Raw genomic sequence first — 23954 nt, forward strand, 5'->3', positions numbered from 1 at the left:
TTTCTCACAGCAAAGTGCTGTGAGAAAGATAATTACACTTGTCTTTATGAGTTGTCATTACAACTTATCAAGCGCTTGACTTACACAATACCTATGTTGATATCAAAGGCTCCCGCCACTTCATCAGCAATTGCTGCATCGCTTTGCTCGTTATGATCATGAGCGTGCACCAGTGACAAATCACCTTCAACTTCGGTTACTGAAGCCATGTATTTTGCGCTACGCACTTCTGCCCATGCGATACCAAAACCAAATGTGACGATGACTAATAAAAAGTTGGTGACAACTAATGCTAAAAAACTGCCTAGTGCCATGTTCGAACGCATCTGCAGTTCACCATCAAGCTTGGTCTCATTAAACATATAATTACGAGTGCAGACTTTGACATAAGCAGCTATCACCATACTCAGTGCAAGCATAAAGAAATAGCTAACGATTAACATCATATAGCCCATCGCTTGACCATCTTGCATAGCATCTGAGCCTTTGAAGCCATTTTTAATCAGTTCGACAATAGAATCCATAACACCAAACATAAAACCGAAAGCAAATGCAATTAAAGTGCTGGCCACCATAGCGCCCATAAATAAGGCCATCGCTTTTAATGCAATTTTCATATATTCACGGATGTTCAGTTCAGCTTGAAATGCTTTAGTACCGTAGCGGTAGCCATTAACCATATATTGAGCAATACCTGCCGAGACCCAGGCATAACAAAAAACCATAGCAGCAAAGAAAAACAGCACAGCAACGACAACACCGACACCAATAAGCTCATCAGATAAGAACTTTGACCCCGCTGCAATTGCCATCGGTCCAGCAATAACAATCAAGTAAGCGAGTAAAGGTTTAACTAATAATTGCAGGTAAGCCCCAGCGTACGATCCTTCAAAATTAAAGCGCACATTTCGAAAACGAGTCATGCGTGCATCAAAACGCATATTACGAACAGCCAGAAAAGGCGTGGCAAACATTAAGATAACGGCGAGTGCGATGGCAATAATGGGGTTAATAGCATTTAAAATCGCCCAGCCAATTAACAGCACAACAGCAATAATACGGCCAATTAAAATCTGCATTGGTGTGGCTAAATATTCAAAGCGGTCACCGCCAAGTTCCGTATTGCTGTAGAAATAACAGTGAGTACGGACTTTTGCCCAAGCTGAATAAATGCCGAAGGTCACCATGGTCAGGAGCATGTTGACGATCCATATGCCAAAGAATTCACCGCCAATGCCATGAAATTTAAAAGATGTTTTAGTTGAGGGGGTTATTGCATTAACTGAAGTGGCACTTGTGCCTTGTGCTGAGTCTAGATTGCTCATTTATATTTCCTTCCGTTGGAATTAAGCTGCATATTAGAGCGTTAAATGACAAATAAATCAATGTACTTAATCAGTTAATAACATTTGATGCATAAGTAGCTAATGTAAATACTGGCAAGAGTGAATGTTTTAATGCCATATTTCCAAATCCTGACGCTGAAAAAGAATTGTGTCGGAGTCATTTCATTTAGATGTAGTACTCGATCAAATGCCTGCTGGGGTAGTTAAAGCATTAAAAGAAACCGATAGAAACCCAGGTGAAGACGTTAAAGTTTCAACCATCAATCTGTCTGTATATTCTTATGCGTTATTAAAAAAGCTGAAGTCAACTCAGTGGGCGGCTCGTTTTTAGTCGTGCCTTGAACTAAATTTTCAACGTCACTTGTCAATTGATAGTTAGCTATTGATAGTCAGCAATTTTCGATCATTTTTGGATAACAATGGCAGGCTCTGTATCAACAAGAGGTGCTTGAGGTTTGCCAATCAAGCCCTAACTAAATCACATCTAAAAATGCTTTTAAAATGGGTTCTTGAATACGTTTTTCTTTACAGCAACACCCGAGTTTAAAAGGGGGAATAAGCTGCGGTGACTCAAGCTTCACTAAGCGCTCCCTCACAGGGCTATTTTCGACAACTACTTCAGGGCTGATGCTCACACCACATCCCAGTGCCACCATCGATGTAATGGCTTCTTGGCCTGACACTTGTGCATAAATATTGGGCTTAAACCCCATCGCTTTAAACCAATTATCGGCTCTACGACGACCTGGTCCATGATCAGGCACGATAAAGGGTAGTTGTGCCCAATTGATTGGCGTTTGATTGATCATCTGTTGGGCTTGGCAATGTATTGTTGGGGCGTAGACGTGCAAAGGTACTTGATCAATTTCTTCAAAATGTAGGCTGTTTGGAAGCGAATCAGGCAAGGCAATAATCGCAAAGTCGGCTCGATTGTGCTGGATCTCATCCACGGCATTGGCAGCATCACCAGTAATGAGAGTGATTTCAACTAAAGGATGCTCACGTCTGAAGCGATCTAACAATGCAGGCAAATGGCTATAAGCTGCAGTAACAGAACAATACAGATTAATACGCCCGTGAAGCAGGGGCTGGTCGGGGTCGATGCGACCTTTTAGATTAAGCCATTCTGATAATGTCTGCTCGGCGAAGCGCTTAAATTCATTACCTGCGTGGGTGATGCTGACACTGCGATTATCTCGTTCAAATAATTTGCAACCAACTTCTTCTTCTAAGCGTTGCAAGGCACGACTTAAGGTCGAAGGGCTGACATGGGTTTGTTCTGCTGTTTTGCCAAAATGCAGACTATCACATAGGTGTAAGTAGAGTTTTAACGCACGAATATCCATGAGATTGCCTTGTACAAGTCTTGGTTGTTTATTGAACGATATAAGGTTTTACCAGTATTGCATAAAATGAAACGTTATGTTCCGAATATATCATTTTAAGCAATAACAAGCATGCGCTATAGTGACTTCAATCACAACTTCTGAGCACTTTGACTGCCAGAATGTTGCGTCTCAAATTTCTGAATTAAAGGTGGTATCTCAGATGGCTAACTATTTTAACTCTCTGAATTTACGTCAACAATTAGCTCAATTGGCACAATGCCGCTTTATGGACCGTACCGAGTTTAGTGACGGTTGTAATTTTATCAAAGATTGGAACATTGTGATCTTAGGTTGTGGGGCACAAGGCCTAAACCAAGGTCTGAACATGCGTGACTCAGGTTTAAATATTTCTTTTGCGCTACGTCCACAAGCCATTGCTGAAAAGCGCGCTTCTTGGAAGCAAGCAACCGACAACGGTTTCAAAGTAGGTACGTTCGAAGAATTAATTCCTGATGCAGATTTAGTGTTGAACTTAACCCCAGATAAGCAACATTCAAACGTTGTCAATGCGGTTATGCCATTAATGAAGCAAGGTTCAACATTATCTTATTCACACGGTTTTAATATCGTTGAAGAAGGCATGCAGGTTCGCCCTGACATCACTGTTGTGATGGTTGCACCTAAGTGTCCTGGTACTGAAGTACGTGAAGAATATAAGCGTGGTTTTGGTGTACCAACGCTAATCGCTGTTCACCCTGAAAACGACCCTAAAGGTGATGGTCTTGCCATTGCTAAAGCCTATGCAAGTGCTACAGGTGGCGATCGTGCAGGTGTTTTACTGTCTTCATTTGTCGCTGAAGTTAAGTCTGACTTGATGGGTGAGCAAACGATTCTTTGTGGCATGTTACAAACTGGTGCCATTCTTGGTTACGAGAAAATGGTTGCAGACGGTGTTGAGCCAGGCTACGCAGGAAAGTTAATCCAACAAGGTTGGGAAACGGTTACTGAAGCGCTTAAACATGGCGGCATCACTAACATGATGGACCGTTTATCAAACCCAGGCAAAGTGAAAGCTTTTGAAGTTGCTGAAGAATTAAAAGTGATTCTTAAGCCACTATTTGAAAAGCACATGGATGACATCATCAGCGGTGAGTTTTCTCGTACCATGATGGCAGACTGGGCTAATGACGATGCAAACTTATTGCGTTGGAGAGCAGAAACCAACGAAACGGCATTTGAAAACTCACCTGTATCTGACGAGTACATTGATGAACAAACTTACTTTGATAAAGGCATTTTCTTAGTTGCTATGATCAAAGCGGGTGTGGAATTAGCATTCGATACAATGGTTGCTGCCGGCATCATCGAAGAGTCAGCTTATTATGAGTCTTTGCATGAAACGCCACTTATTGCGAACACTATTGCACGTAAACGTTTATACGAAATGAACGTCGTGATCTCTGATACTGCAGAATATGGTTGTTACTTATTCAACCACGCAGCTGTGCCATTACTGACTGATTACGTTAAGTCAATGTCATCTGAGTTACTTGGCGCTGGCCTTAAAGAAGGCTCAAACAGTGTTGATAACAAGCGTTTAATTGAAGTGAATGAAGCGATTCGTCATACCGATGTTGAGTTTATTGGTGCAGAGTTACGCGGTTACATGACTGATATGAAAGGTATTGTTGAAGCTAGCTAATATTTGTTGATTGTGTTGTGAAGTACCTGTTCAGCTAGGCTGTCGAGCAGGCATCAAATCTACTTTCAATGAATGATAAGTAGAAACAATCTATTGAAAATTAGGGGGGTAATTTAAGTTCACCGATGAATTTAAACTTACCTTCATAGCTTTAGATTTTTGTTGTTGTTTGCATTGTCTCGGCAGGGAAGCTGAATTTTTTTTACAACACAGGATTTTTTGTTGTGTTTATAAATCACTTTATGGTACTCCTATAGAGGATGAATTATAAACAAGTCTGGCACTGAGCCTGACTTAACAGAAAAGTTAACAAATATTTTTTAGGACTCAGTTATTTATGTTTAACCAAGCTGCCCAGCTCATTATTGTGATTATTACCGTCGTGATTATTAAGTCACCGCGGGGGTGGCGTTTGGCAACGAGACTGAGTTAATAGTCAGAATTTGCAAAAACCCCCGCTCCGAAAGGACCGGGGGTTTTTTGTTTTATGGGATTTAACAATCACTGTGACTATGTCGCTTTATCAAAAAATATTTAATTTTAAACGCAGATCAATGACGAGAGTATCAATATGGAATCAGGGCAGAAAATGCGTGGTGCAGACGCAGTCATCAAAGTTTTAGCCGCACACGGTGTGACCACGGTATTTGGTTATCCTGGTGGCGCAATTATGCCGATTTACGATGCACTCTATGGTCACCCAGTAGAACACCTTTTGAGTCGCCATGAACAAGGCGCTGCATTTGCCGCAGTCGGTTATGCTAGAGCAAGTGGTAAAACAGGGGTGTGTTTCGCGACATCAGGACCCGGTGCCACTAACCTTATTACCTCTTTGTCTGATGCGCTATTGGACTCAGTGCCTGTTGTTGCGATAACTGGCCAAGTCTCTACCGCCGTAATTGGTACCGATGCCTTTCAAGAAATCGATGTATTGGGGATGTCATTATCATGCACCAAACACAGCTTTATGGTCACCGATATTAATGAATTAATTCCAACCTTATATAAAGCGTTTGAAATCGCGGCTTCAGGCCGCCCAGGTCCAGTATTAGTTGATATACCTAAAGACATCCAAATAGCTGAGCTTGAGTATAAAACACCATTACTGACTGTCACTGAAGAGCCAGCACCTAAAGTCACAGCCATAGATGCTGCACGTGAATTATTACAGCAAGCAAAGAAACCCATTTTATATGTTGGTGGTGGCGTAGGCATGGCTGGCGCGGTCGATCATTTGCGTCAGTTTATTGATAAAACAGGTATTCCATCTGTTGCCACATTGAAAGGCTTAGGCGCCATTGCTCATGGCACTAAAGGTTACCTTGGTATGTTAGGCATGCATGGTGGCAAAGCGGCAAATTTAGCGGTGCAGTCATGCGATCTATTGATTGTTGTCGGTGCACGTTTTGATGATCGGGTGACTGGGCGTTTAGCCACTTTTGCTGGAAACGCCAAAGTATTGCACCTTGATATCGATATTGCCGAAATTAACAAGCTACGTCAGGCTGATGTAGCGATTTCAGCAGATTTCCGTCAAGTGTTACCCGCCCTTGCAGCATCATTAGATATGCAAACTGAATTGACCCAATGGCAACAAGAAGTGGAAGACTTATACCGTGAGCATCAATGGGATTATCAACACCCTGGCGATCTTATCTATGCTCCAGCAATGTTACGCCGCTTAGCTAATAAATTACCAGAAGACAGTGTCGTGAGTTGTGATGTTGGGCAGCACCAAATGTGGGTGGCGCAGCACATGTGGTTCCGCCGTCCTGAGGACCATTTATCTAGTGCGGGTTTAGGCACTATGGGGTTTGGCTTACCAGCAGCAATTGGCGCTCAAGTTGCTCGACCTGATGCGACCGTTGTAACGGTATCCGGTGATGGCTCATTCATGATGAATGTACAAGAACTTACCACCATCAAACGTCGTAAATTACCCGTAAAAATACTGCTTATTGATAACCAAAAATTAGGCATGGTAAAGCAATGGCAGCAATTGTTTTTTGAGCAACGTTATAGCGAAACTGATTTATCCGATAATCCTGATTTTGTATTAATGGCATCAGCGTTTGATATTCCAGGCCGCACCATTCATCGCGCTGAAGAAGTAGAAGCCGCGCTTGATGAAATGCTCGCAACCCCAGGGCCTTTTATGCTGCATGTCGCTATTGATGATGCGTTTAATGTATGGCCGTTAGTCCCACCAGGGGCATGTAACAGTGACATGATGGACCAAATGGAGAAGCAAACATGATGCATGCAGTTGAATTAAGATTAAAGCCGCAGCCTGAGGTGCTAGAGCGTGTTTTACGTGTGACACGTCATCGCGGCTTTACCGTGACAGAATTAACCATGACCGTAAATGAAGACAGTACATTAAAAGTGAATTTTGATGTCGAAAGTGAGCGAGTGATTGGATTGTTAACACATCAACTGACTAAGTTATTTGATGTGCTTGATTGCCAAGTGCTCACAAGCTCAACAGTGCCAGTTGGAGCTGAAACACCAGCTTCAGTAAGCGCTTAACCATTCATCAATATTCAACAAGGAAAACATTATGGCTGCGACACAATCAGAACTCATTTGGTTTAATGGTGAAATCATGCCTTGGCAGAACGCCAAAGTACACGTGATGACTCACGCAATGCATTACGGCACGTCAGTATTTGAAGGCATTCGTATTTATGATACTCACCTTGGCCCAGCGGGTTTTCGGTTAACAGATCATGTGCAGCGTCTGTTTGATTCAGCCAAAATTTACCGGATGAATGTGCCTTATAGTTTTGATCAAGTGATGCAAGCCTGTAATGACTCAGTCATGAGTAATAACTTACCGAGCGCGTATATTCGTCCGTTAATATTTTTAGGGGATGTAGGCATGGGGATCACCCCGCCAATTGATGCCCAATGTGATATGGTCGTAGCGGCTTTTGCATGGGGAGCATACCTAGGTGAAGACAGCATGGATGCAGGTGTTGATGTCGCGGTCACTTCATGGCAACGCTTGGCGCCAAATACGATTCCTACAGGCGCTAAAGCGGGGGGGAATTATTTATCTTCACTGCAAATTTCGACCGAAGCAAAACGTAATGGCTTTGATGAAGGAATTGCACTTGATACCAACGGTTTAGTCAGTGAAGGCGCAGGGGCTAACTTATTTGTGGTTAAAAACAATAAGATTTATACCCCGCCAGCAACAGCGGCCATTTTGAAAGGGATCACCCGAGATACCATCATGGTATTAGCTAAAGACTTAGGCTATGAAGTGATTGAAGAAGCAATGGCACGTGAGTTTTTGTACGTTGCAGACGAGATTTTTATGACAGGCACAGCAGCTGAAATTGTCCCTGTCAGAAGTGTTGATCGTATCGAAGTGGGCGCGGGTAAACGCGGCCCAGTGACCAAACAAGTTCAGAGCAGTTTTTTTGGCCTCTTTAATGGTGAAACCGAAGATAAATGGGGCTGGCTAGAACCGCTTAAAAAGTCAGTATAAAACTGGCTACAAATAATAATGAAAAATCCTGTGAGTAGTCTATTAACTACCAAAACATGACCATATTTGACCAATTCCATCGAAAATAATGGAATGACAAAGGAAGGAAAAAACAATGCCTAAACTACGCTCAGCAACCAGTACCGAAGGTCGCAACATGGCAGGAGCACGCGCGTTATGGCGTGCAACTGGTGTAAAAGAAAAGGATTTTGGTAAACCAATTATTGCCATTTCAAACTCGTTTACTCAATTTGTTCCGGGGCATGTGCATTTAAAAGATATGGGCCAATTGGTTGCAGGCGCAATTGAAGAAGCGGGTGGTATTGCTAAAGAGTTCAATACCATTGCAGTCGATGATGGTATTGCTATGGGTCACGGCGGCATGCTTTACAGCCTACCTTCTCGCGAGCTTATTGCCGACAGTGTTGAATACATGGTGAATGCGCATTGTGCTGATGCATTAGTGTGTATTTCTAACTGTGACAAAATTACTCCTGGCATGTTAATGGCGGCGTTAAGACTGAATATTCCCGTCGTTTTTGTGTCAGGTGGCCCAATGGAAGCGGGTAAAACTAAGCTTTCAGATCAAATCATTAAACTCGATTTAGTCGATGCAATGGTGGCAGGTGCAGATACTAATGTCAGTGATGAAGACAGCAAGCAAATTGAACGAAGCGCTTGTCCAACATGTGGTTCTTGTTCAGGTATGTTCACTGCGAACTCAATGAACTGCTTAACTGAAGCATTAGGTCTGTCTTTGCCTGGTAATGGTTCTCTTCTTGCCACACACGCAGCTCGTCGTAACCTATTTTTAGAAGCCGGTCGCCGCGTTATGGATCTTGCGACCCGTTATTATCGTGATGACGATGACAGTGTTTTGCCACGTAATATCGCTTCATTTAAGTCATTCGAAAACGCGATGGCATTGGATATCGCTATGGGTGGTTCATCTAATACCGTTTTACATTTGATTGCTGCAGCGCAAGAAGGTGAAGTCGATTTCACCATGGATGACATTGATAGAATGTCTCGCTTGGTGCCACATTTATGTAAAGTCGCTCCTTCAACACCAAAATATCATATGGAAGATGTGCATCGTGCTGGTGGTGTGATGGGCATTTTAGGTGAATTAGACCGAGCCGGTTTATTACATACCGACGTACCGCATGTTGCTGCTGATAACGGTGGAAACTTAAAGTCAGTGTTAGCCAAATATGATATTGCTCAAACTCAAGATGCAGATGTAAGACGCTTTTACAGTGCAGGTCCTGCAGGTATCCCTACCCAAACGGCATTCAGTCAAGACTGTTACTGGGATAGCGTAGATGATGATCGTCAAGAAGGCTGTATTCGTACTCGTGAAAACGCTTTTAGCCAAGAAGGTGGCTTAGCGGTGTTATCGGGTAACGTGGCTGAAAATGGTTGTATCGTTAAAACCGCGGGTGTCGATGAAGAAAACCTCACCTTTACGGGTAGTGCAAGAATATACGAAAGCCAAGACGATGCTGTTGATGGCATTTTAGGTGGTGAAGTGGTTGCCGGTGATGTGGTTGTTATCCGTTATGAAGGCCCTAAAGGTGGCCCTGGAATGCAAGAAATGTTGTATCCAACCACTTATCTTAAATCCCGTGGTTTAGGTAAAGCATGCGCACTTATCACCGATGGTCGTTTTTCAGGTGGGACTTCTGGATTATCAATTGGCCATATCTCACCAGAAGCAGCGGCTGGTGGCACCATTGCGTTAGTTGAAAATGGCGATCAAATTGAGATTGATATTCCATCTCGTAGTATCAAATTAGCCGTTTCGGATGCTGAGCTGGCTAAGCGTAAAGCGGCAATGGATGCCAAAGGTCCATTAGCGTGGAAACCTGTTAGCCGTGAGCGTTATGTGTCATTAGCACTTAAAGCGTATGCTTTATTGGCAACCAGTGCCGATAAAGGCGCGATTCGCGACCGCAGTAAGTTAGAAGGCTAAGCGAATAGATTAAGCTTATTATCAGCACATTCTTATTATCCTAAACCTTATGTTCTTATGTAAAGGTATTAAGAATGTGCGCATTTGAAATATAACCAACACTGATGGAATTAAGCCTATGTCTTTAGCACAAGAGTATTTGCAAAAAACGCTGCTGTCATCAGTTTACGACGTAGCGAAAGTCACGCCGCTGTCGAGTTTAAATAAATTATCGGCTCGCTTAGGTAGTCAGGTTTATCTTAAGCGTGAAGATATGCAACCAGTGCATTCGTTTAAATTGCGTGGTGCATATAACCGTATGTCACAGCTATCGCCGCAGCAATGTAAAGACGGTGTGGTGTGCGCTTCTGCGGGCAACCATGCTCAAGGTGTGGCAATGTCAGCAGCCAGTAGAGGCATTGATGCAGTCATTGTTATGCCTAGCACGACCCCAGAAATTAAAATCGATGCTGTAAAAAGACTCGGTGGCAATGTGGTGTTATTTGGTGAAGCGTTTGATCAAGCAAACGAGCATGCTAAGCAATTAGCCGAAACGGAAAATCGCACATATATAGCCCCGTTTGATGACGAAGCTGTGATAGCAGGTCAAGGCACAATTGCCCAAGAAATGCTGCAGCAACAACGCGACCTTGATACCGTATTTGTACCAGTAGGTGGTGGTGGATTAATTGCAGGTATTGCAGCTTATTACAAAGCGGTGATGCCTCAAGTTAAAATTGTCGGTGTTGAACCTGAAGATGCCGCTTGTTTAAAAGCGGCCATGGAAGCTGGAGAGCCAGTGACATTATCGCAAGTTGGCTTATTTGCTGATGGCGTAGCAGTAAAACGCATTGGTGAGGAACCTTTCAGAGTCGCGAAAGATTATGTCGATGAGGTCATAACGGTAACATCAGATGAAATCTGCGCAGCGGTTAAAGATATTTTTGAAGATACCCGCGCTATATCAGAACCCGCAGGTGCATTGTCTGTTGCTGGGCTTAAAAAATACATACAGCAGCATCCAAAAGAAGCGGGCAAAGGTGAGAAGGTTGCGGCGATATTAAGTGGCGCCAATGTCAACTTTCATAGTTTACGTTATGTGTCTGAGCGCTGTGAGTTGGGTGAACAAAAAGAAGCCGTGTTAGCAGTAAAAGTGCCTGAAAAACCGGGCAGCTTTTTACGTTTTTGCCAGATTCTCAATAAACGGGCAATGACAGAGTTTAACTATCGTTTTAATAGTCGTGACAGCGCAGTGGTGTTTGCAGGTATTCGCATTAGCCAAGGCCAAGCTGAGTTAGATGAGATTATTACCAACTTAGAAGCTGAAGGTTTTCAGGTTCAGGATTTATCTGAAGATGAAACCGCCAAGCTTCATGTGCGCTATATGGTCGGTGGTCGCCCACCTGAGCCGTTAAATGAGCGCTTGTTTAGCTTTGAGTTTCCAGAGCACCCAGGGGCGTTACTTAAGTTTTTAACCACGCTTCAAAGCCAATGGAATATCAGCTTATTCCATTACCGTAATCATGGCGCAGCATTTGGTCGTGTATTGGCGGGGTTTGAAGTACCCGCTTCAGATGAGGCGGCATTCGCCCAGTTTTTGACTGATTTAGGTTTTGTTTATCAAGAAGAAACTCATAGCCCTGCTTATCAGCTCTTTTTAAGTTCAGGTCAGCATTAGTCTCACCTTTTTCATCATCTTGACTCATCAAAATAGCTTCTTCGGGAAGCTATTTTTATTTGGGGTGAGATAAGTACTAAAAAGGCTTTTTAGCTAATAAATTTCATGTGGATAGCGCCTTTTGGCCTATCTGTGTGTTATTGTCATTTCAGCCCAAAGAGGCAATAGCCACAAACGAGATAATATTCGGTGGCGTTAAATAAAATTAAAAATGTAGGTTTCATTGAGCTATTACAAATTGACCTCGAGCCAAGGAGACTTTGATGTTATCTGTACCAACAATTTCTGCACCAAGTATTAATGCTTTTAATCCACCACGTCGCACGCTAATGGGGCCAGGCCCTTCTGACGTGTATCCAGAAGTACTTGCTGCACAAGCTAAGCCCACCATCGGTCATTTAGACCCATTATTTGTCGCAATGATGGATGAGTTAAAGTCCCTTATTCAATACGCCTTTCAAACTGAAAACGAAATGACCTTAGCCGTGTCTGCACCTGGCAGTGCGGGAATGGAAACGTGTTTTGTTAACTTGGTTGAAGCTGGCGAAAAAGTCATTGTTTGTCGTAATGGTGTCTTTGGCGAGCGTATGCGCCAAAACGTTGAACGTGTGGGTGCCACTGCTGTTGTCGTCGATAACGAGTGGGGCGAACCCGTTTCTGTCGAGGCCGTAGAAGCAGCGCTGAAAGCGAACCCTGATGCTAAGTTTCTCGCATTTGTGCATGCTGAAACCTCAACCGGCGCATTATCTGACGCTAAAAGCTTATGTGCTTTAGCGCAGCAACATGATTGTATTTCAATCGTTGATGCTGTGACCTCGCTAGGTGGTGTTGAGCTACGTGTTGATGAATGGGGCATTGACGCCATATATTCTGGTAGTCAGAAGTGTCTTTCATGTGTACCAGGTATTTCACCTGTGTCATTTTCTGATAAAGCCGTCGCGAAAATCAAAAGTCGAACTACGCCTGTGCAAAGTTGGTTTTTAGATCAAACTTTAGTGATGGGCTATTGGGGTAATAAAGACAGCGGTGCTAAACGAAGCTACCACCATACTGCGCCAGTGAATGCACTATATGCATTGCATGAGTCATTACGACTACTCGCCACTGAAGGCTTAGAAAATGCATGGCAGCGTCATGCTGATATGCATCAATTATTACGCAGTGGCCTTGAACAATTAGGATTGAATTTTGTTGTTGATGAGTCGTGTCGTTTACCACAGCTGAACGCAGTATACATTCCACAGGGCGCAGATGATGCGTTAGTGAGAAAGCAATTACTGGAAAATTATAATCTTGAAATCGGTGCAGGATTGGGTGCTCTGGCTGGTAAAGCTTGGCGAATCGGTTTGATGGGGTATGCTGCCCGTCGCGAAAACGTCGCTTTATGTTTGCGCGCATTAGATGAAGTGCTTAATTAGCACTTCATCTGCACTTAATTAGAGATTAACTTCGCTAAGTGAGCATAAAAAAATGGCATCCTAGGATGCCATTTTTGTTTTATCGTTAATTGAATCTACTATCAGCTGGAGTTATGCGTCAGCTGAAAGCTTTTTTTCTAATTCTTCAACTTGAGCTTGTAATGCTTCGAGTTTTTCACGGGTTTTTAGTAACACGTGCTGCTGAACTTCAAACTCTTCACGAGAAACGACATCTAATTTCATTAGTTGGCTTTGTAAAACTTGCTTTGAACGCTCTTCGAATTCGCCTGCAAATTGCTTTACACCACTAGGAAGGTTATCACTCAGCTGCTTAGCAACTTCTTCAAGTTTTTTTGGATTAATCATCGTCAATACCATCTTCAATTAGGTTTCTTGTTTATGAGTTAATTGTACCTGAGCCCGTCTGCATGTCCAAAGTTATCGCTCAGCTTGTGTGATGGTTCTAACATTGCAGGGGAGAGCTTGATAATCAATACGCTTGCTATGCCGCTTTCGATCGAATCGCCTTAAGGGTTAACCGAATAGTGATATCGTTGAATTTAATCATTGTCGATCGCTGCTTTCTGGTATGATCGCACTCCGTTTATTTTCGTTATTGGTAAAGTCGACAGCATGAAGTTAAATCCTGGGCAAAATGATGCCGTTCACTATGTTTCTGGACCTTGTTTAGTATTAGCAGGGGCAGGCAGTGGTAAAACTCGGGTAATTATTAACAAAATTGAATACTTAGTCGAAAAGTGTGGCTACAAGGCGCGCAATATTGCCGCTGTGACTTTTACCAATAAAGCTGCGCGTGAAATGAAAGAGCGTGTTTCACAATCGATGGGACGCAAAGAAGCTCGTGGATTATGGATCTCTACATTCCATACGCTGGGGTTAGAGATCATCAAGCGTGAGCATAAAGTGGTCGGTTTAAAAGCAGGCTTTTCGCTGTTTGATGATCAAGATACCTTTGCACTGCTTAAAGAGCTTACTGAAGATGAGCTTGAAGAAGATAAAGATCTCATTAAAGCCCTTGCCAGTGCCATTTCTAATTGGAAAGGCGACTTAGTCATTCCTGATCAAGCGCTTAAACGTGGCGGTGATGAACAAACGCAATTATTTGCTAAATTATATCAACGCTACGCTCAGCACATGAAAGCTTACAATGCGCTAGATTTTGATGATCTTATTTTGCTGCCGACATTATTATTACGTAACAATGAAGAAGTGCGCACTCGTTGGCAAACTCGTTTTCAGTACTTGCTTGTGGATGAATATCAAGATACCAATACCAGCCAATATGAATTGGTGAAGCTATTAGTGGGTGAACGAGCTCGTTTTACCGTGGTAGGTGATGATGACCAATCCATTTATTCGTGGCGTGGTGCTAAACCACAAAACTTGGTGTTATTGGGCAAAGACTTCCCGCAATTACGCTTAATCAAGTTAGAGCAAAATTACCGTTCTAGCCAACGAATTTTGCGTGCAGCGAATATCCTGATTGCTAACAACCCCCATGTTTACGATAAAAAACTGTTCAGTGAACTCGCTTACGGTGAGCCGCTCAGAGTGCTGTTTGCCGCCAATGAAGAGCAAGAGGCCGAACGTGTTATCGCTGAGATAGTTCGTCATAAGTTTATGGGCAAAACTAAATTTGGTGATTATGCGATCTTGTATCGAGGTAACCATCAATCAAGGCTGTTAGAGCGCGCCTTAATGACCAACCGGATCCCTTACAAGTTATCTGGTGGTACGTCGTTTTTCGCCCGCGCAGAAATTAAAGACATCATGGCTTACTTACGTTTAGTAGTGAACCCTGATGATGACAATGCATTTTTACGTGTGGTAAATTTGCCTAAGCGTGGTATTGGCCCCGCAACGCTTGAGCGTCTTGGTAATTACGCCAATCAAAAACAAATCTCGATGTTTGAAGCGATTTTTCAGGCAGAGCTTAATCATCATTTAGCGCCAGCGGCAATGGCCTCCCTGTATCAGTTCGGTAAGTTTATTGTTGATACCGGTGAAATTGCCACTCGCGGTGAACCTGTAGATGCAATTAAACAGCTTATTCGTAAGATAAATTACGAAGATTACCTATATGAAACCAGTACCAGTGCCAAAGCGGCTGAAATGCGAATGAAAAATATTTCAGAGTTATACCGTTGGGTGACTGAAATGCTGGAAGGTGATGAATTAGATGAGCCGATGACATTACCAGAAGTGGTAACGCGCCTTACTTTACGTGACATGATGGAACGCAACCAAGAAGATGAAGGTGGCGATCAAGTTCAATTGATGACACTGCATGCTTCAAAAGGCTTGGAGTACCCATATGTGTTTATGGTGGGTACTGAAGAGCGTATTTTACCGCATCAATCGAGCATCGATGAGGATAATGTTGATGAAGAGCGCCGTTTAGCTTATGTGGGCATTACACGTGCACAAAAAGAGTTATGGTTTACTATGTGCCGCGAACGTCGCCAGTTTGGTGAAACCATGCGCTGCGAACCCAGCAGATTTTTGCTGGAATTACCGCAAGATGATTTGATTTGGGAAAACCGTAAGCCAAAACAAACTGAGCAAGAAAAAGCGCAATCCGCTAAAACCAATATTGCTAATATTCGAGATATGTTTAAAAAATAGCAATATCTCTTCAATACTCGCCTTATGGCTTATGGCTTATGGCTTATGGCTTATGAGTTGTGCTATTGGTTAAAAAATGAGTCTTGGCTCAATCAGCTTAGCAAGCAACGTAATGCATTAAGCTTGGGTTAACTCAGCGATATCGACCCCTTCGCTATGTTGAGTTAACACTAAGTTTACCAGTGAAAATACCTGACCTTGACCCTGAATGTAACCTAACTCTTCTAATATCTGTTTTTGCTTTTGAGTGTCTACACCTTCTGCAAAAATCTTAAAGCCCAATGTTGTTGCAATCAGCTGGTAGGCTTTTGCTAGCTGCAATTGCTTATCGTTGACTAAGTGTTGGCTGATATCGGCATCGAGTTTTAAGGCTTTAATTGGTAAGAAGCTCAAACTACTTAATGAGCTATATCCGGTGCCGTAGCCATTAATGCCAATATTGATACCAAGTTCTGATAGTGATTCGAAGGCGCTAATATGGTTGGTGCTGTCTTGAACAAAGGCTTTCTCGTTAAAAAACACCCACAGTTTAGATGCACAAATTTTGCTGCGCTTGATGGTATTCCGTAAGCTGCGCAGTCCATATTTATGCTTAATATGCTGACTTGAAAGCGGCATATGTATTTGTATTTTGTCACCTAGACCATTGGCGAGAGCCTGATAATGTTCATCGATATACTTAAAAATATAATCATCTAACATCGTCATGGTTTGAGTTTGGTTAGCAAGTGAAGTGAGTTGCTCGTTATCGATTATGCCTTGAGAAGGATGCTGCCAATAACTAATAGGCTCATAAGCTATGATCTCTTTGTCATCAAAAGACACTACAGGGGTTAATTCAACCACAATGTCATTTTGTTCTATGGCATTTAAAAAATCTTGCTCTAATTCAATGCGTTGATTGAAATGATATTCAGTTTGTCTATCAAATATCACGTAACAACCTTTGCCTTTTGATTTTGCTTGATACATTGCCGTATCTGCATTTCTTAAGATAGATTCGCTAGTATCTGATGAAGCCACACAACTGAATGCAACCCCAATACTGGCACCTGAAATCACTTGCTGCTGCGCTAAAGTGTATGGTTCTGAAATGGTCTCTAATATTCGCTCGCAGACATCTTCTGCATCTTTATGCTGGTGGATTGAATCTAATAGAATGACAAATTCATCGCCACCGAGACGCGCTAAGGTATCGTTTTCGCGAATACATAACTTAAGGCGCGTAGAGGTTTCGATTAAGAACCTGTCGCCTTCTAAATGGCCTAGAGTGTCATTGATTTGCTTAAACCCATCTAAATCAATAAAGAGTAAGGCAAACTGTTCTTTTGGGTGGCGACGTATATGTTTGATGGCTTGAGTTAATCGTTCCATAAAGAAGCTACGATTAGGTAAACCAGTTAAGTTATCGTGTTTAGCATCGTATACCAGTTGCGCTTCCATTTTTTTTCGCTGCATGATTTGACGTTGTAAATTGTCATTCATTTCAGCGATGGCCTTGGTGCGTTTTTCTACTTTATCTTCTAATAATTCATGGCTACGTTTTAATTGTTCAACAGCGAATTTACGTTCAATGGCATTGGCAATATGTTGAGAGACAAATGTCAGCAGTTCTAAATCTCTTGCTGCATAAGAGTTCTGATCTGTCAGGCTGTAAATAGTTAAGCCGCCAGCAACCTCGCCATGGATAAATAATGGAATACCAATCCATTGTTTCATGGTTTGAGTATGGTTTAGCGCTGGATTGGTGCCATAGATCTCACCCGCATGGATCATGTCTTGAATATCTTGTTGGCTAAGAAGTTTGGGTTGTTTGTGTTTTAAAATAAATTCGGTTAAACCATCTTGCATCGCCCTAGGCTTTGGCGGCTCACTACTCATTTGCGAGACATAAAAAGGAAAAGACAAGGTTTGTGAGGCTTTATGCACGAGTGAGATAAAGCAGTTCTCTGCCGGAAGTAATTGGCTAATGACTTGATGGATTTTGGGGTAAAAGTCAGCTTCACTGACATCTGATGCTGAAAGGTCGGCTATTTGGAATAACGACTTTTGTAACTTTTCCGCTTTCATTCTTTCTTGAACTTCGAGCTTCACTTTATCGTACGCTTTGCTCAGTTCTTTGGTGCGCTGAACAATGGCGATTTCAAGCTCTTCGTTATGGCGCAAGCGTTCCATCACCCCAGAAATATGGTGACAAATAAATCCCATCAATTCGAGCTCAAGTTCGCCGTAACTAATATCGTTACTGTAACTTTGAACTACGAGTACACCTGAGACAATATTATTATGTTTGATTGGTACCCCAAGCCACTGCAAACAAGCAGAGCCGAGGTCATCAATGAAACCTTGTGACACCAGCTGATCAAATCGCTGGGCATCACAAAAGAGTGGCTCACCTGTTTTTAAGACATAACCGGTGATCCCGCGCTCTAATAGAGAAGATAATTCCTCATCAGGATACAGTTCAGAAGGGTGGGAGTCTTTTTCATCGGCAAAAAAAGGTAAAGTGATGTTACCTGTTTCACGATCTATTGAAGCAATAAAAAAATTATCAGCAGGAATTAAACTTTGCAGATGATTGTGGACACCTTGATAAAAAGCATCAAGTGAAACCACATGGGTCGCAATGTTGGAAATCTCTAATAAGGCATTTTGAATGATTTCAGCGCGTTTATACTTTGTTGCTAAGCGCCTAAGCCTCGATACCCTTCTTTGAAGGTGCTCGATATTTTTACAACTATTAGAAGGGAGTCTTCCCTTTTCCATGATGCTCCCTCAATCCTTTCGAGAAATATAACCATCTTTGAGTATATGAAAGTTCCTCGATAAAGGGAACTATCAAGAGTTTAAAATGAAAAATGCTTAAAAACATCACAATTTACTCAAAACTTGAGCAAACGAACAAAAAAGTTATAAACAAAGGTGGACGTGAAGGTGATTTATCCCTATTATGTGCGTCGCTAACCAAGGCGAGCGCCCATAGCTCAGCTGGATAGAGCGTACCCCTCCGGAGGGTAAGGCCGAAGGTTCGAATCCTTCTGGGCGCACCATTCGGTAACGTTCGTTAGCAAGATTGAAATCAGTGGTGATTGTAGCTCAGTTGGTAGAGCCCCGGATTGTGATTCCGGTTGTCGTGGGTTCGAGCCCCATCAGTCACCCCATTCAATCTACATTCTATTTATAGAATATCTCGGTGATTAGCGCAGCCCGGTAGCGCATCTCGTTTGGGACGAGAGGGTCAGAGGTTCGAATCCTCTATCACCGACCAAATTTTAGTAATCCAATTAGTGATTTATTTTGATCCTATCAAATTGGCCTACCGTATAAATGTTACATCCAGTGAATAACGTCATTTGATAACGTTTCACTCACTCTTTCAGAGTGGAGCAGAGGATTTCCTCTTAAGACTCAAATATCAGAGCAGATTTTCGGTGATTAGCGCAGCCCGGTAGCGCATCTCGTTTGGGACGAGAGGGTCAGAGGTTCGAATCCTCTATCACCGACCACATAAACAAAAAAGCCACTCAATGAGTGGCTTTTTTGTGTCTGAAATTTAATGTTTGTTACTGCGTTTCTTAAAGTTAACTTGGTTTTATTTCATAGGATGAGCTGAAGTATTGCTTTGTCGCATGGGTTCTTCATCTATAAATTCTTTATCCATAAAAAACCACGCAATTGCGTGGTTTTCTTTTATTCTCTTGCTTTAAATTCTCTCGCGTTAAAATGTAATTGCGATAGGCGGAGCGATAAAGCCTTGGTAGGCATCTAGACGCATTGATGCAAAACGATCCAACTGCGTTTGTTGTTGAATACCGGTGACAATCACTTGAATGTCTAACCCCTTAGCGACATTGGCAAGGGCGCGACATAGTTCAGTATTGTGCTGATCGTCTTCCATATAAGCAAAGGATTGATCGAGTTTCACATAACTTGGTCTTAAGCTTTGTAAGTAGCTCATAGAACCAAATTGGCGACCGAAGTGGTCAATACCAAATTTAGCTCCATTATCTCTAATAATATTGCAGAGGCTTTCGCAGTTTTCTAAATCACTATAGACACTGGCTTCAGGAATTTCAAAGCATATCCGTTCAGGGAAGTGGCTATTTCGCAGAAGGTTTTGCAACCAAGAGTGGAAATGAGGATCACTGATACTTTGGAAGGTTAGATTAATGGCTAACGGTTCATAATTTCGCTCAAGCAATCGGTTTTCAATGACGGTTTCGATTAAACATTGATCTAATAAGGTGCCTAATGAAAGCAGCTCAACATAAGGCATAAATTGGCCTGCATGCTGAAGCTTATCGTTCACCTGAAGCTGGCAATATACTTCTCGTTGGCAAACTTCTTCATTTTCGGTAAGCAATACAGGCTGCCATCTAAATTGGAATTTCTTGTTCTGAATAGCATCAGTTAAATTATCACGCCATTGTTCACGGCTAAATAATTGATGTTCAGTGGTTTCAAACCAGTGGAAGACTTTATTGTCGGTAAGTGACTTTTGTAGTGCGTTATCTGCTTGAGCTAAAATATCACTCACTGTCATATGACCACTTCGCTCAGCGACTCCTATCGCAAAACCTTCATTTGGTTTACAGCCTGCTTTAGAAATTTCCTTGTTTAAGGTTCTAAGTAAGGTTTGTAGATATTTAGTCAGTTGATCGTGTTCAACATCTGAGATTAAGAATGCAAATTCATACGCTGCAATTCTGGCAATCACTGAAGGGGCGACTTCATCCAAATAATGTTCGAGTTTTTGTGACAGTAGTTTGATGGTTTCATCACGAACTTGATAGCCGTACTTGCTGTGTACTTCTTCTAACCAGTCAAATTTAGCGAGGAAAATAGCGCCACTGCTAGGCTCTGCTAACCAACCATTGATTCGACTGACCATATATTGTCGATTAGGAAGGCCAGAGACTTGATCTACGAGGTTTTTCTTACGTAATGCCGATACTTCTTCATCTAATGAATTAAACACCTGCTTAAGTTGAGCTGACATGCTGTTAAATGCGCTAACAAGTTCTTTTAACTCTTTGGTTTTAGGCGCTGGCATGTCAGGGCCAAATTGACGATTAGCAATTTGTTGAGCATGTCTAGACAGTGAATTGAGTGGTTTTAATATATAACTCAGGCCGAAACGCGCACACACTATGGCGAGTAAAAAAAGAATTGAAAATATAATGATGGTATTTGAAATAATGCGCCAAAGTTCATGGTAGCCAAACCCTGGGTGAGCGGTTATTTCAATTTTAGCCAGTTGTAACCAGCCTGAAGTGATAACACTTTCTTTAGTGATAGTGTTAAATAGGTTTAAATCGATGAACCATTGAGGCACACCTTCAATTCGAATGGCATTGTTCCATGCTTGTTGCTTACCATCGACGAGCCATGTGAGTTTGATTTGCTGGTAGTAACCCCCCTCAAATATCACGTTGACTAAAGTTTCAGCTGCGACATCATCACCATTCTCTAGAGCGGGAACCAGCATAATGCCTAGCGAGTGACTGGCATTGTTTAAGTCTGATTCCATTTGCTTGATGAGAAAACTTTGAGTTTCAGTAAACTGTACATAACCTAAGCTGGTTACGACGAGTAAAAATAAACCAAAAAGCAACGCATAGATTTGACGAAAAAGGGTCATCTTGGCCACTACTCCATTTTTTGCTTGGGTTGACGCAATCTGTCGATACCCAACCTAAGTTGTAAATCATTCCATTTTTCAAGACGTGAGGAGGAACCCGCGATTACACCTCTGCCTTTCTCTTTATTGAGCCATAACTGTTTACCATTAAAACTATAAACAGGTAATAAATCGCTTCTTTTAGTTGCAGGCTTAATCACTGGATCAAGGTTATCCAATACTAAAGGCACAGAACCGGGTGTTTCATAGTATGCCAACACCATATGATACTGATTAACTGAGGTCGCTTTAACCATTGTTATCCTGAGCTTTTCTTCAGGAATGCCCACTTGTAACAAGGTGAAGTACTTTGCGATAGAAAAATCTTCGCAATCGCCAGCGCTAACGCCGATAAACTCCATTGGTGAAGCCCAGTAATTAGACTCTCCCCAAAGTACGCTATCATCGACAAACTTAAATAAATTAAAAAAGCCGTTCACTTTTTCAAGCTTGGTAATATCATCAAGTTGTTGAGCATCATTAACGATTTTAAACCAAGCTTTAGCTCGTTTACCTGCGCGTTCACCATATTGATTCGATAAGGCGCTAATGGTTTTTTGAGCATCAATTTGTGCAGGGGCTGCTGCAAAAAGACCTGATACGATAAATACCGATGCCAACAAAGGGTACCGGTAGATATGTTTTACTCCGACCAGGAATTTCCGACCCTTACCCTGCAAAAATGAGCTCCTTTTAGTGACAGGTTTTATTGATCAACGCTATAAATATGCCACTTCATATCGGTTTTTGTATCATCACCTGTCACTTCTGCCATGACTCTTCTATTGGCTTCATTAGCCTCAGGGGTTTCACTGGGAACAATAGGTTTATCATAGCTGTAACCAGTGGCACTTAGGCGTGAAGCTTCAATTCCAAAGGTTTCTGTAAGCACACTAACCACATTGTCAGCCCGAGCTTGTGATAATGCTAAGTTATGCTCATAGGATCCAGTTTTACTGCAATGTCCCTCTATAGCGACGATGCTATTGGGGTACATTTTCATCAGTTGTGCTACTTTTTCTATCTGTTGATAGTAGCGTGGATTAATATCAGCAGAGTCATTATCAAATAGAATTTGCAGTTCTTGTCGTTCGTTAATATCACTGACAGTAGGACAGCCATAATTATCTATGTCAGCACCGATGACGGTTTCTACACAGCGTTCTCTTGCCATGATAACGCCATCACTGTCATTGTCATTAAGATCAAACTCTTGCTGAGTTTGTGTGTCCATTGAAACAATATGGCGCATCGAGCAACCAAAAGTCAGTGATATTGTGAGCAGTAAAAGTACATATTTCATTATTTTACTCCCCCTTCATATTCACGTTCCCCTTGCCAAATATCCGGGCGAGTAACTCTTAATGAATCAAGTAATCTCCCTGTAGCATTCAATAAACGGTATTTAGCAATGGTTTCATCGAATTCAGTTTGTAAGTAGTCTTTACGGGCTTGAAACAACTCATTTTCAGTATCAAGCAGATCTAATAAGCTGCGTTGACCTAAGTTAAACTGCTGCGCGTAAGCGACTTGGGTATCTTTTGAAGCGATAACATGGTCTCGAATATATTGCTTTTGGGGTGCAAGCATCTCATAAGCATTCCAAGACAAATGTACACCTTCGACAACTTGGCGATGTGCACGCTGGCGGATTTCTTTTGCTTCATTAATTTTGTAAGCGGCTTCCTTTTCTCGAGCTAAATCTTTACCGCCCGAAAATAAGTTGTACTTAACTCTAACCATACCGACAAGGTCATTACTGTAACCATTGACGTAAGGATCTAATGTAGTGCCAGTACCATAACCATCCTCACCATCGACATCGTTATTCCAATTACCATTTAGCTCTAATGAGAATTTAGGGTAATAGTTAGATTGTGCCGAACTACGCTCTCTATCTGCTGCTTTAATATCGCTACTAGCAGATTTAAGAATAGGGTGATTATCTTGTGCCATAACAACACTTTCTGCGACATTCTGCGGCAGTAAATCCATATCAGGTACTGGAGTCACTAAATTGTCAGGTGTTGATTCTACAATGCGAATATACTGAGCTTTAGCATCAGATAAGTTATTTCTAGCTGCTATTACATTGGCATTGGCTCGCGCTAAACGACCTGAGATCTGAGATAAGTCTGCAATTGAACCAAGACCAGAGTCAGTGCGTTCTTTAATTTGCGCATAAATATCTTGATGACTTTTCAGATTTTTTTCAGACAGAACTAATAGTTGTTCTGCTTTTATGAAGTTCATATAAACTTTGCTGACTTCAAGTGCAATATCTTCTGCAGCAGCGAATAAAGCCCACTGCTCTGAGCTTGCCTCAAAAGAGTAGCGATCGACTTCACTACTGGTATAGAAACCATCAAACAGCATTTGTTTGATACTAAAACCAGCTTCTCCTCGTTCAAGCTCCATGACGCCTTCATCTAGGTTTTCATTACCTGGTTGTCTTTTACGACGCGTTGAAGGACTATCAGTTTGTTCCCATCCATAGGCCCCTGTTAAATCTACAGTTGGCATATAACCAGCAATGGCTTGATTGACTTGCTCTTCGCGAGCTTTGAAGCGATTAAACGCTATTCTAAGCTCTGGATTGGTATCCAAAGTATGTGCAACAGCCTGCTCTAACGACTGAGCGTTAAGCATGGGTGCGACAAATATTGCTGACATTGCCAATGCTATTATGTTTAAGCTTTTGCATTG

17 protein-coding genes and 4 tRNA genes are annotated in these 23954 nt (G+C 42.1%); 13 read left to right on the forward strand and 8 right to left on the reverse strand.

What is annotated here, in order from left to right:
• Nucleotides 1-80 precede the first annotated feature (80 nt).
• Complete coding sequence (locus AB4153_RS20425; protein WP_248956462.1) at nt 81-1325, reverse strand: YjgN family protein; 1245 nt, start codon at nt 1323-1325, stop codon at nt 81-83.
• Between the two features lie 169 nt (nt 1326-1494).
• On the opposite strand from AB4153_RS20425, the gene AB4153_RS20430 reads away from it, so the two are divergent.
• Nucleotides 1495-1677, forward strand: a complete 183-nt coding sequence (locus AB4153_RS20430; RefSeq protein ID WP_303517906.1) for a hypothetical protein — start codon at nt 1495-1497, stop codon at nt 1675-1677.
• Between the two features lie 142 nt (nt 1678-1819).
• Here the strand turns inward: AB4153_RS20430 and ilvY are convergent, their stop codons facing one another.
• Complete coding sequence (gene ilvY, locus AB4153_RS20435) at nt 1820-2692, reverse strand: HTH-type transcriptional activator IlvY (RefSeq protein ID WP_102529559.1); 873 nt, start codon at nt 2690-2692, stop codon at nt 1820-1822.
• Nucleotides 2693-2894: 202 nt separating this feature from the next.
• Here ilvY and ilvC point away from each other — a divergent pair, with 202 nt between their 5' ends.
• The 7 genes from ilvC to AB4153_RS20470 all read left to right on the forward strand — a co-directional run bounded on the left by ilvC (nt 2895) and on the right by AB4153_RS20470 (nt 12922).
• Nucleotides 2895-4376 carry a ketol-acid reductoisomerase gene (ilvC, locus tag AB4153_RS20440; protein WP_229372212.1) on the forward strand — a complete coding sequence of 494 codons (1482 nt, stop codon included), beginning with the start codon at nt 2895-2897 and terminating at the stop codon, nt 4374-4376.
• 571 nt (nt 4377-4947) lie between these two features.
• Nucleotides 4948-6633: an acetolactate synthase 2 catalytic subunit gene (gene ilvG / locus AB4153_RS20445; protein ID WP_371998513.1), complete on the forward strand. Its 1686-nt coding sequence runs from the start codon at nt 4948-4950 to the stop codon at nt 6631-6633.
• Entirely contained in the window at nt 6630-6905 is a 276-nt protein-coding gene (ilvM, locus tag AB4153_RS20450) for an acetolactate synthase 2 small subunit (RefSeq protein ID WP_229372208.1), read from the forward strand. The genes ilvG and ilvM overlap by 4 nt, the downstream gene beginning before the upstream one ends.
• Nucleotides 6906-6936: 31 nt before the next feature.
• The gene (locus AB4153_RS20455) at nt 6937-7872 is read left to right on the forward strand and encodes a branched-chain amino acid transaminase (RefSeq protein ID WP_102529554.1); all 936 of its coding nucleotides are present in this window, start codon (nt 6937-6939) and stop codon (nt 7870-7872) included.
• 115 nt (nt 7873-7987) lie between these two features.
• Entirely contained in the window at nt 7988-9847 is a 1860-nt protein-coding gene (ilvD, locus tag AB4153_RS20460; protein WP_229372205.1) for a dihydroxy-acid dehydratase, read from the forward strand.
• A gap of 118 nt (nt 9848-9965) precedes the next feature.
• Nucleotides 9966-11504, forward strand: a complete 1539-nt coding sequence (gene ilvA, locus AB4153_RS20465) for a threonine ammonia-lyase, biosynthetic (protein WP_371998514.1) — start codon at nt 9966-9968, stop codon at nt 11502-11504.
• A gap of 263 nt (nt 11505-11767) precedes the next feature.
• Complete coding sequence (locus tag AB4153_RS20470) at nt 11768-12922, forward strand: alanine--glyoxylate aminotransferase family protein (RefSeq protein ID WP_102529551.1); 1155 nt, start codon at nt 11768-11770, stop codon at nt 12920-12922.
• 111 nt (nt 12923-13033) lie between these two features.
• On the opposite strand, the gene ubiK is transcribed toward AB4153_RS20470, so the two are convergent.
• Entirely contained in the window at nt 13034-13288 is a 255-nt protein-coding gene (gene ubiK / locus AB4153_RS20475; RefSeq protein WP_102529550.1) for a ubiquinone biosynthesis accessory factor UbiK, read from the reverse strand.
• Between the two features lie 267 nt (nt 13289-13555).
• On the opposite strand from ubiK, the gene rep reads away from it, so the two are divergent.
• Nucleotides 13556-15568, forward strand: coding sequence for a DNA helicase Rep (gene rep, locus AB4153_RS20480; RefSeq protein ID WP_102529579.1), 2013 nt, complete (start codon nt 13556-13558; stop codon nt 15566-15568).
• 117 nt (nt 15569-15685) lie between these two features.
• Here rep and AB4153_RS20485 read toward each other — a convergent pair whose 3' ends face one another.
• Nucleotides 15686-18334, reverse strand: coding sequence for a diguanylate cyclase domain-containing protein (locus AB4153_RS20485; RefSeq protein ID WP_371998515.1), 2649 nt, complete (start codon nt 18332-18334; stop codon nt 15686-15688).
• A 207-nt stretch (nt 18335-18541) separates the two neighbouring features.
• On the opposite strand from AB4153_RS20485, the gene AB4153_RS20490 reads away from it, so the two are divergent.
• The 4 genes from AB4153_RS20490 (at nt 18542) to AB4153_RS20505 (ending at nt 19074) form a co-directional block, all read left to right on the forward strand.
• Nucleotides 18542-18618, forward strand: a tRNA-Arg gene (locus tag AB4153_RS20490).
• 35 nt (nt 18619-18653) lie between these two features.
• Nucleotides 18654-18729: transfer RNA gene (locus AB4153_RS20495), tRNA-His, on the forward strand.
• Nucleotides 18730-18759: 30 nt separating this feature from the next.
• Nucleotides 18760-18836: transfer RNA gene (locus AB4153_RS20500), tRNA-Pro, on the forward strand.
• Nucleotides 18837-18997: 161 nt separating this feature from the next.
• Nucleotides 18998-19074: transfer RNA gene (locus AB4153_RS20505), tRNA-Pro, on the forward strand.
• Nucleotides 19075-19286: 212 nt separating this feature from the next.
• Here the strand turns inward: AB4153_RS20505 and AB4153_RS20510 are convergent.
• Genes AB4153_RS20510 through AB4153_RS20525 form a run of 4 tightly spaced genes read right to left on the reverse strand, consistent with a single transcriptional unit; the run spans nt 19287 to nt 23921 of the window.
• Nucleotides 19287-21209 (reverse strand): EAL domain-containing protein, encoded by a 1923-nt coding sequence (locus AB4153_RS20510; protein ID WP_102529548.1) that lies wholly within the window; start codon nt 21207-21209, stop codon nt 19287-19289.
• A gap of 8 nt (nt 21210-21217) precedes the next feature.
• A complete protein-coding gene (locus AB4153_RS20515) occupies nt 21218-21904 on the reverse strand; it encodes a transglutaminase-like cysteine peptidase (protein ID WP_371998519.1) in 687 nt (228 codons plus the stop codon).
• A 50-nt stretch (nt 21905-21954) separates the two neighbouring features.
• Entirely contained in the window at nt 21955-22551 is a 597-nt protein-coding gene (locus AB4153_RS20520) for an OmpA family protein (protein WP_371998516.1), read from the reverse strand.
• Nucleotides 22551-23921 carry a TolC family outer membrane protein gene (locus tag AB4153_RS20525; RefSeq protein WP_371998517.1) on the reverse strand — a complete coding sequence of 457 codons (1371 nt, stop codon included), beginning with the start codon at nt 23919-23921 and terminating at the stop codon, nt 22551-22553. The genes AB4153_RS20520 and AB4153_RS20525 overlap by 1 nt, the downstream gene beginning before the upstream one ends.
• Nucleotides 23922-23954: the final 33 nt, after the last annotated feature.

Source organism: Shewanella sp. 10N.286.52.E4 (genome assembly GCF_041468785.1).
Classification (GTDB): Bacteria; Pseudomonadota; Gammaproteobacteria; order Enterobacterales; family Shewanellaceae; genus Shewanella; species Shewanella electrodiphila.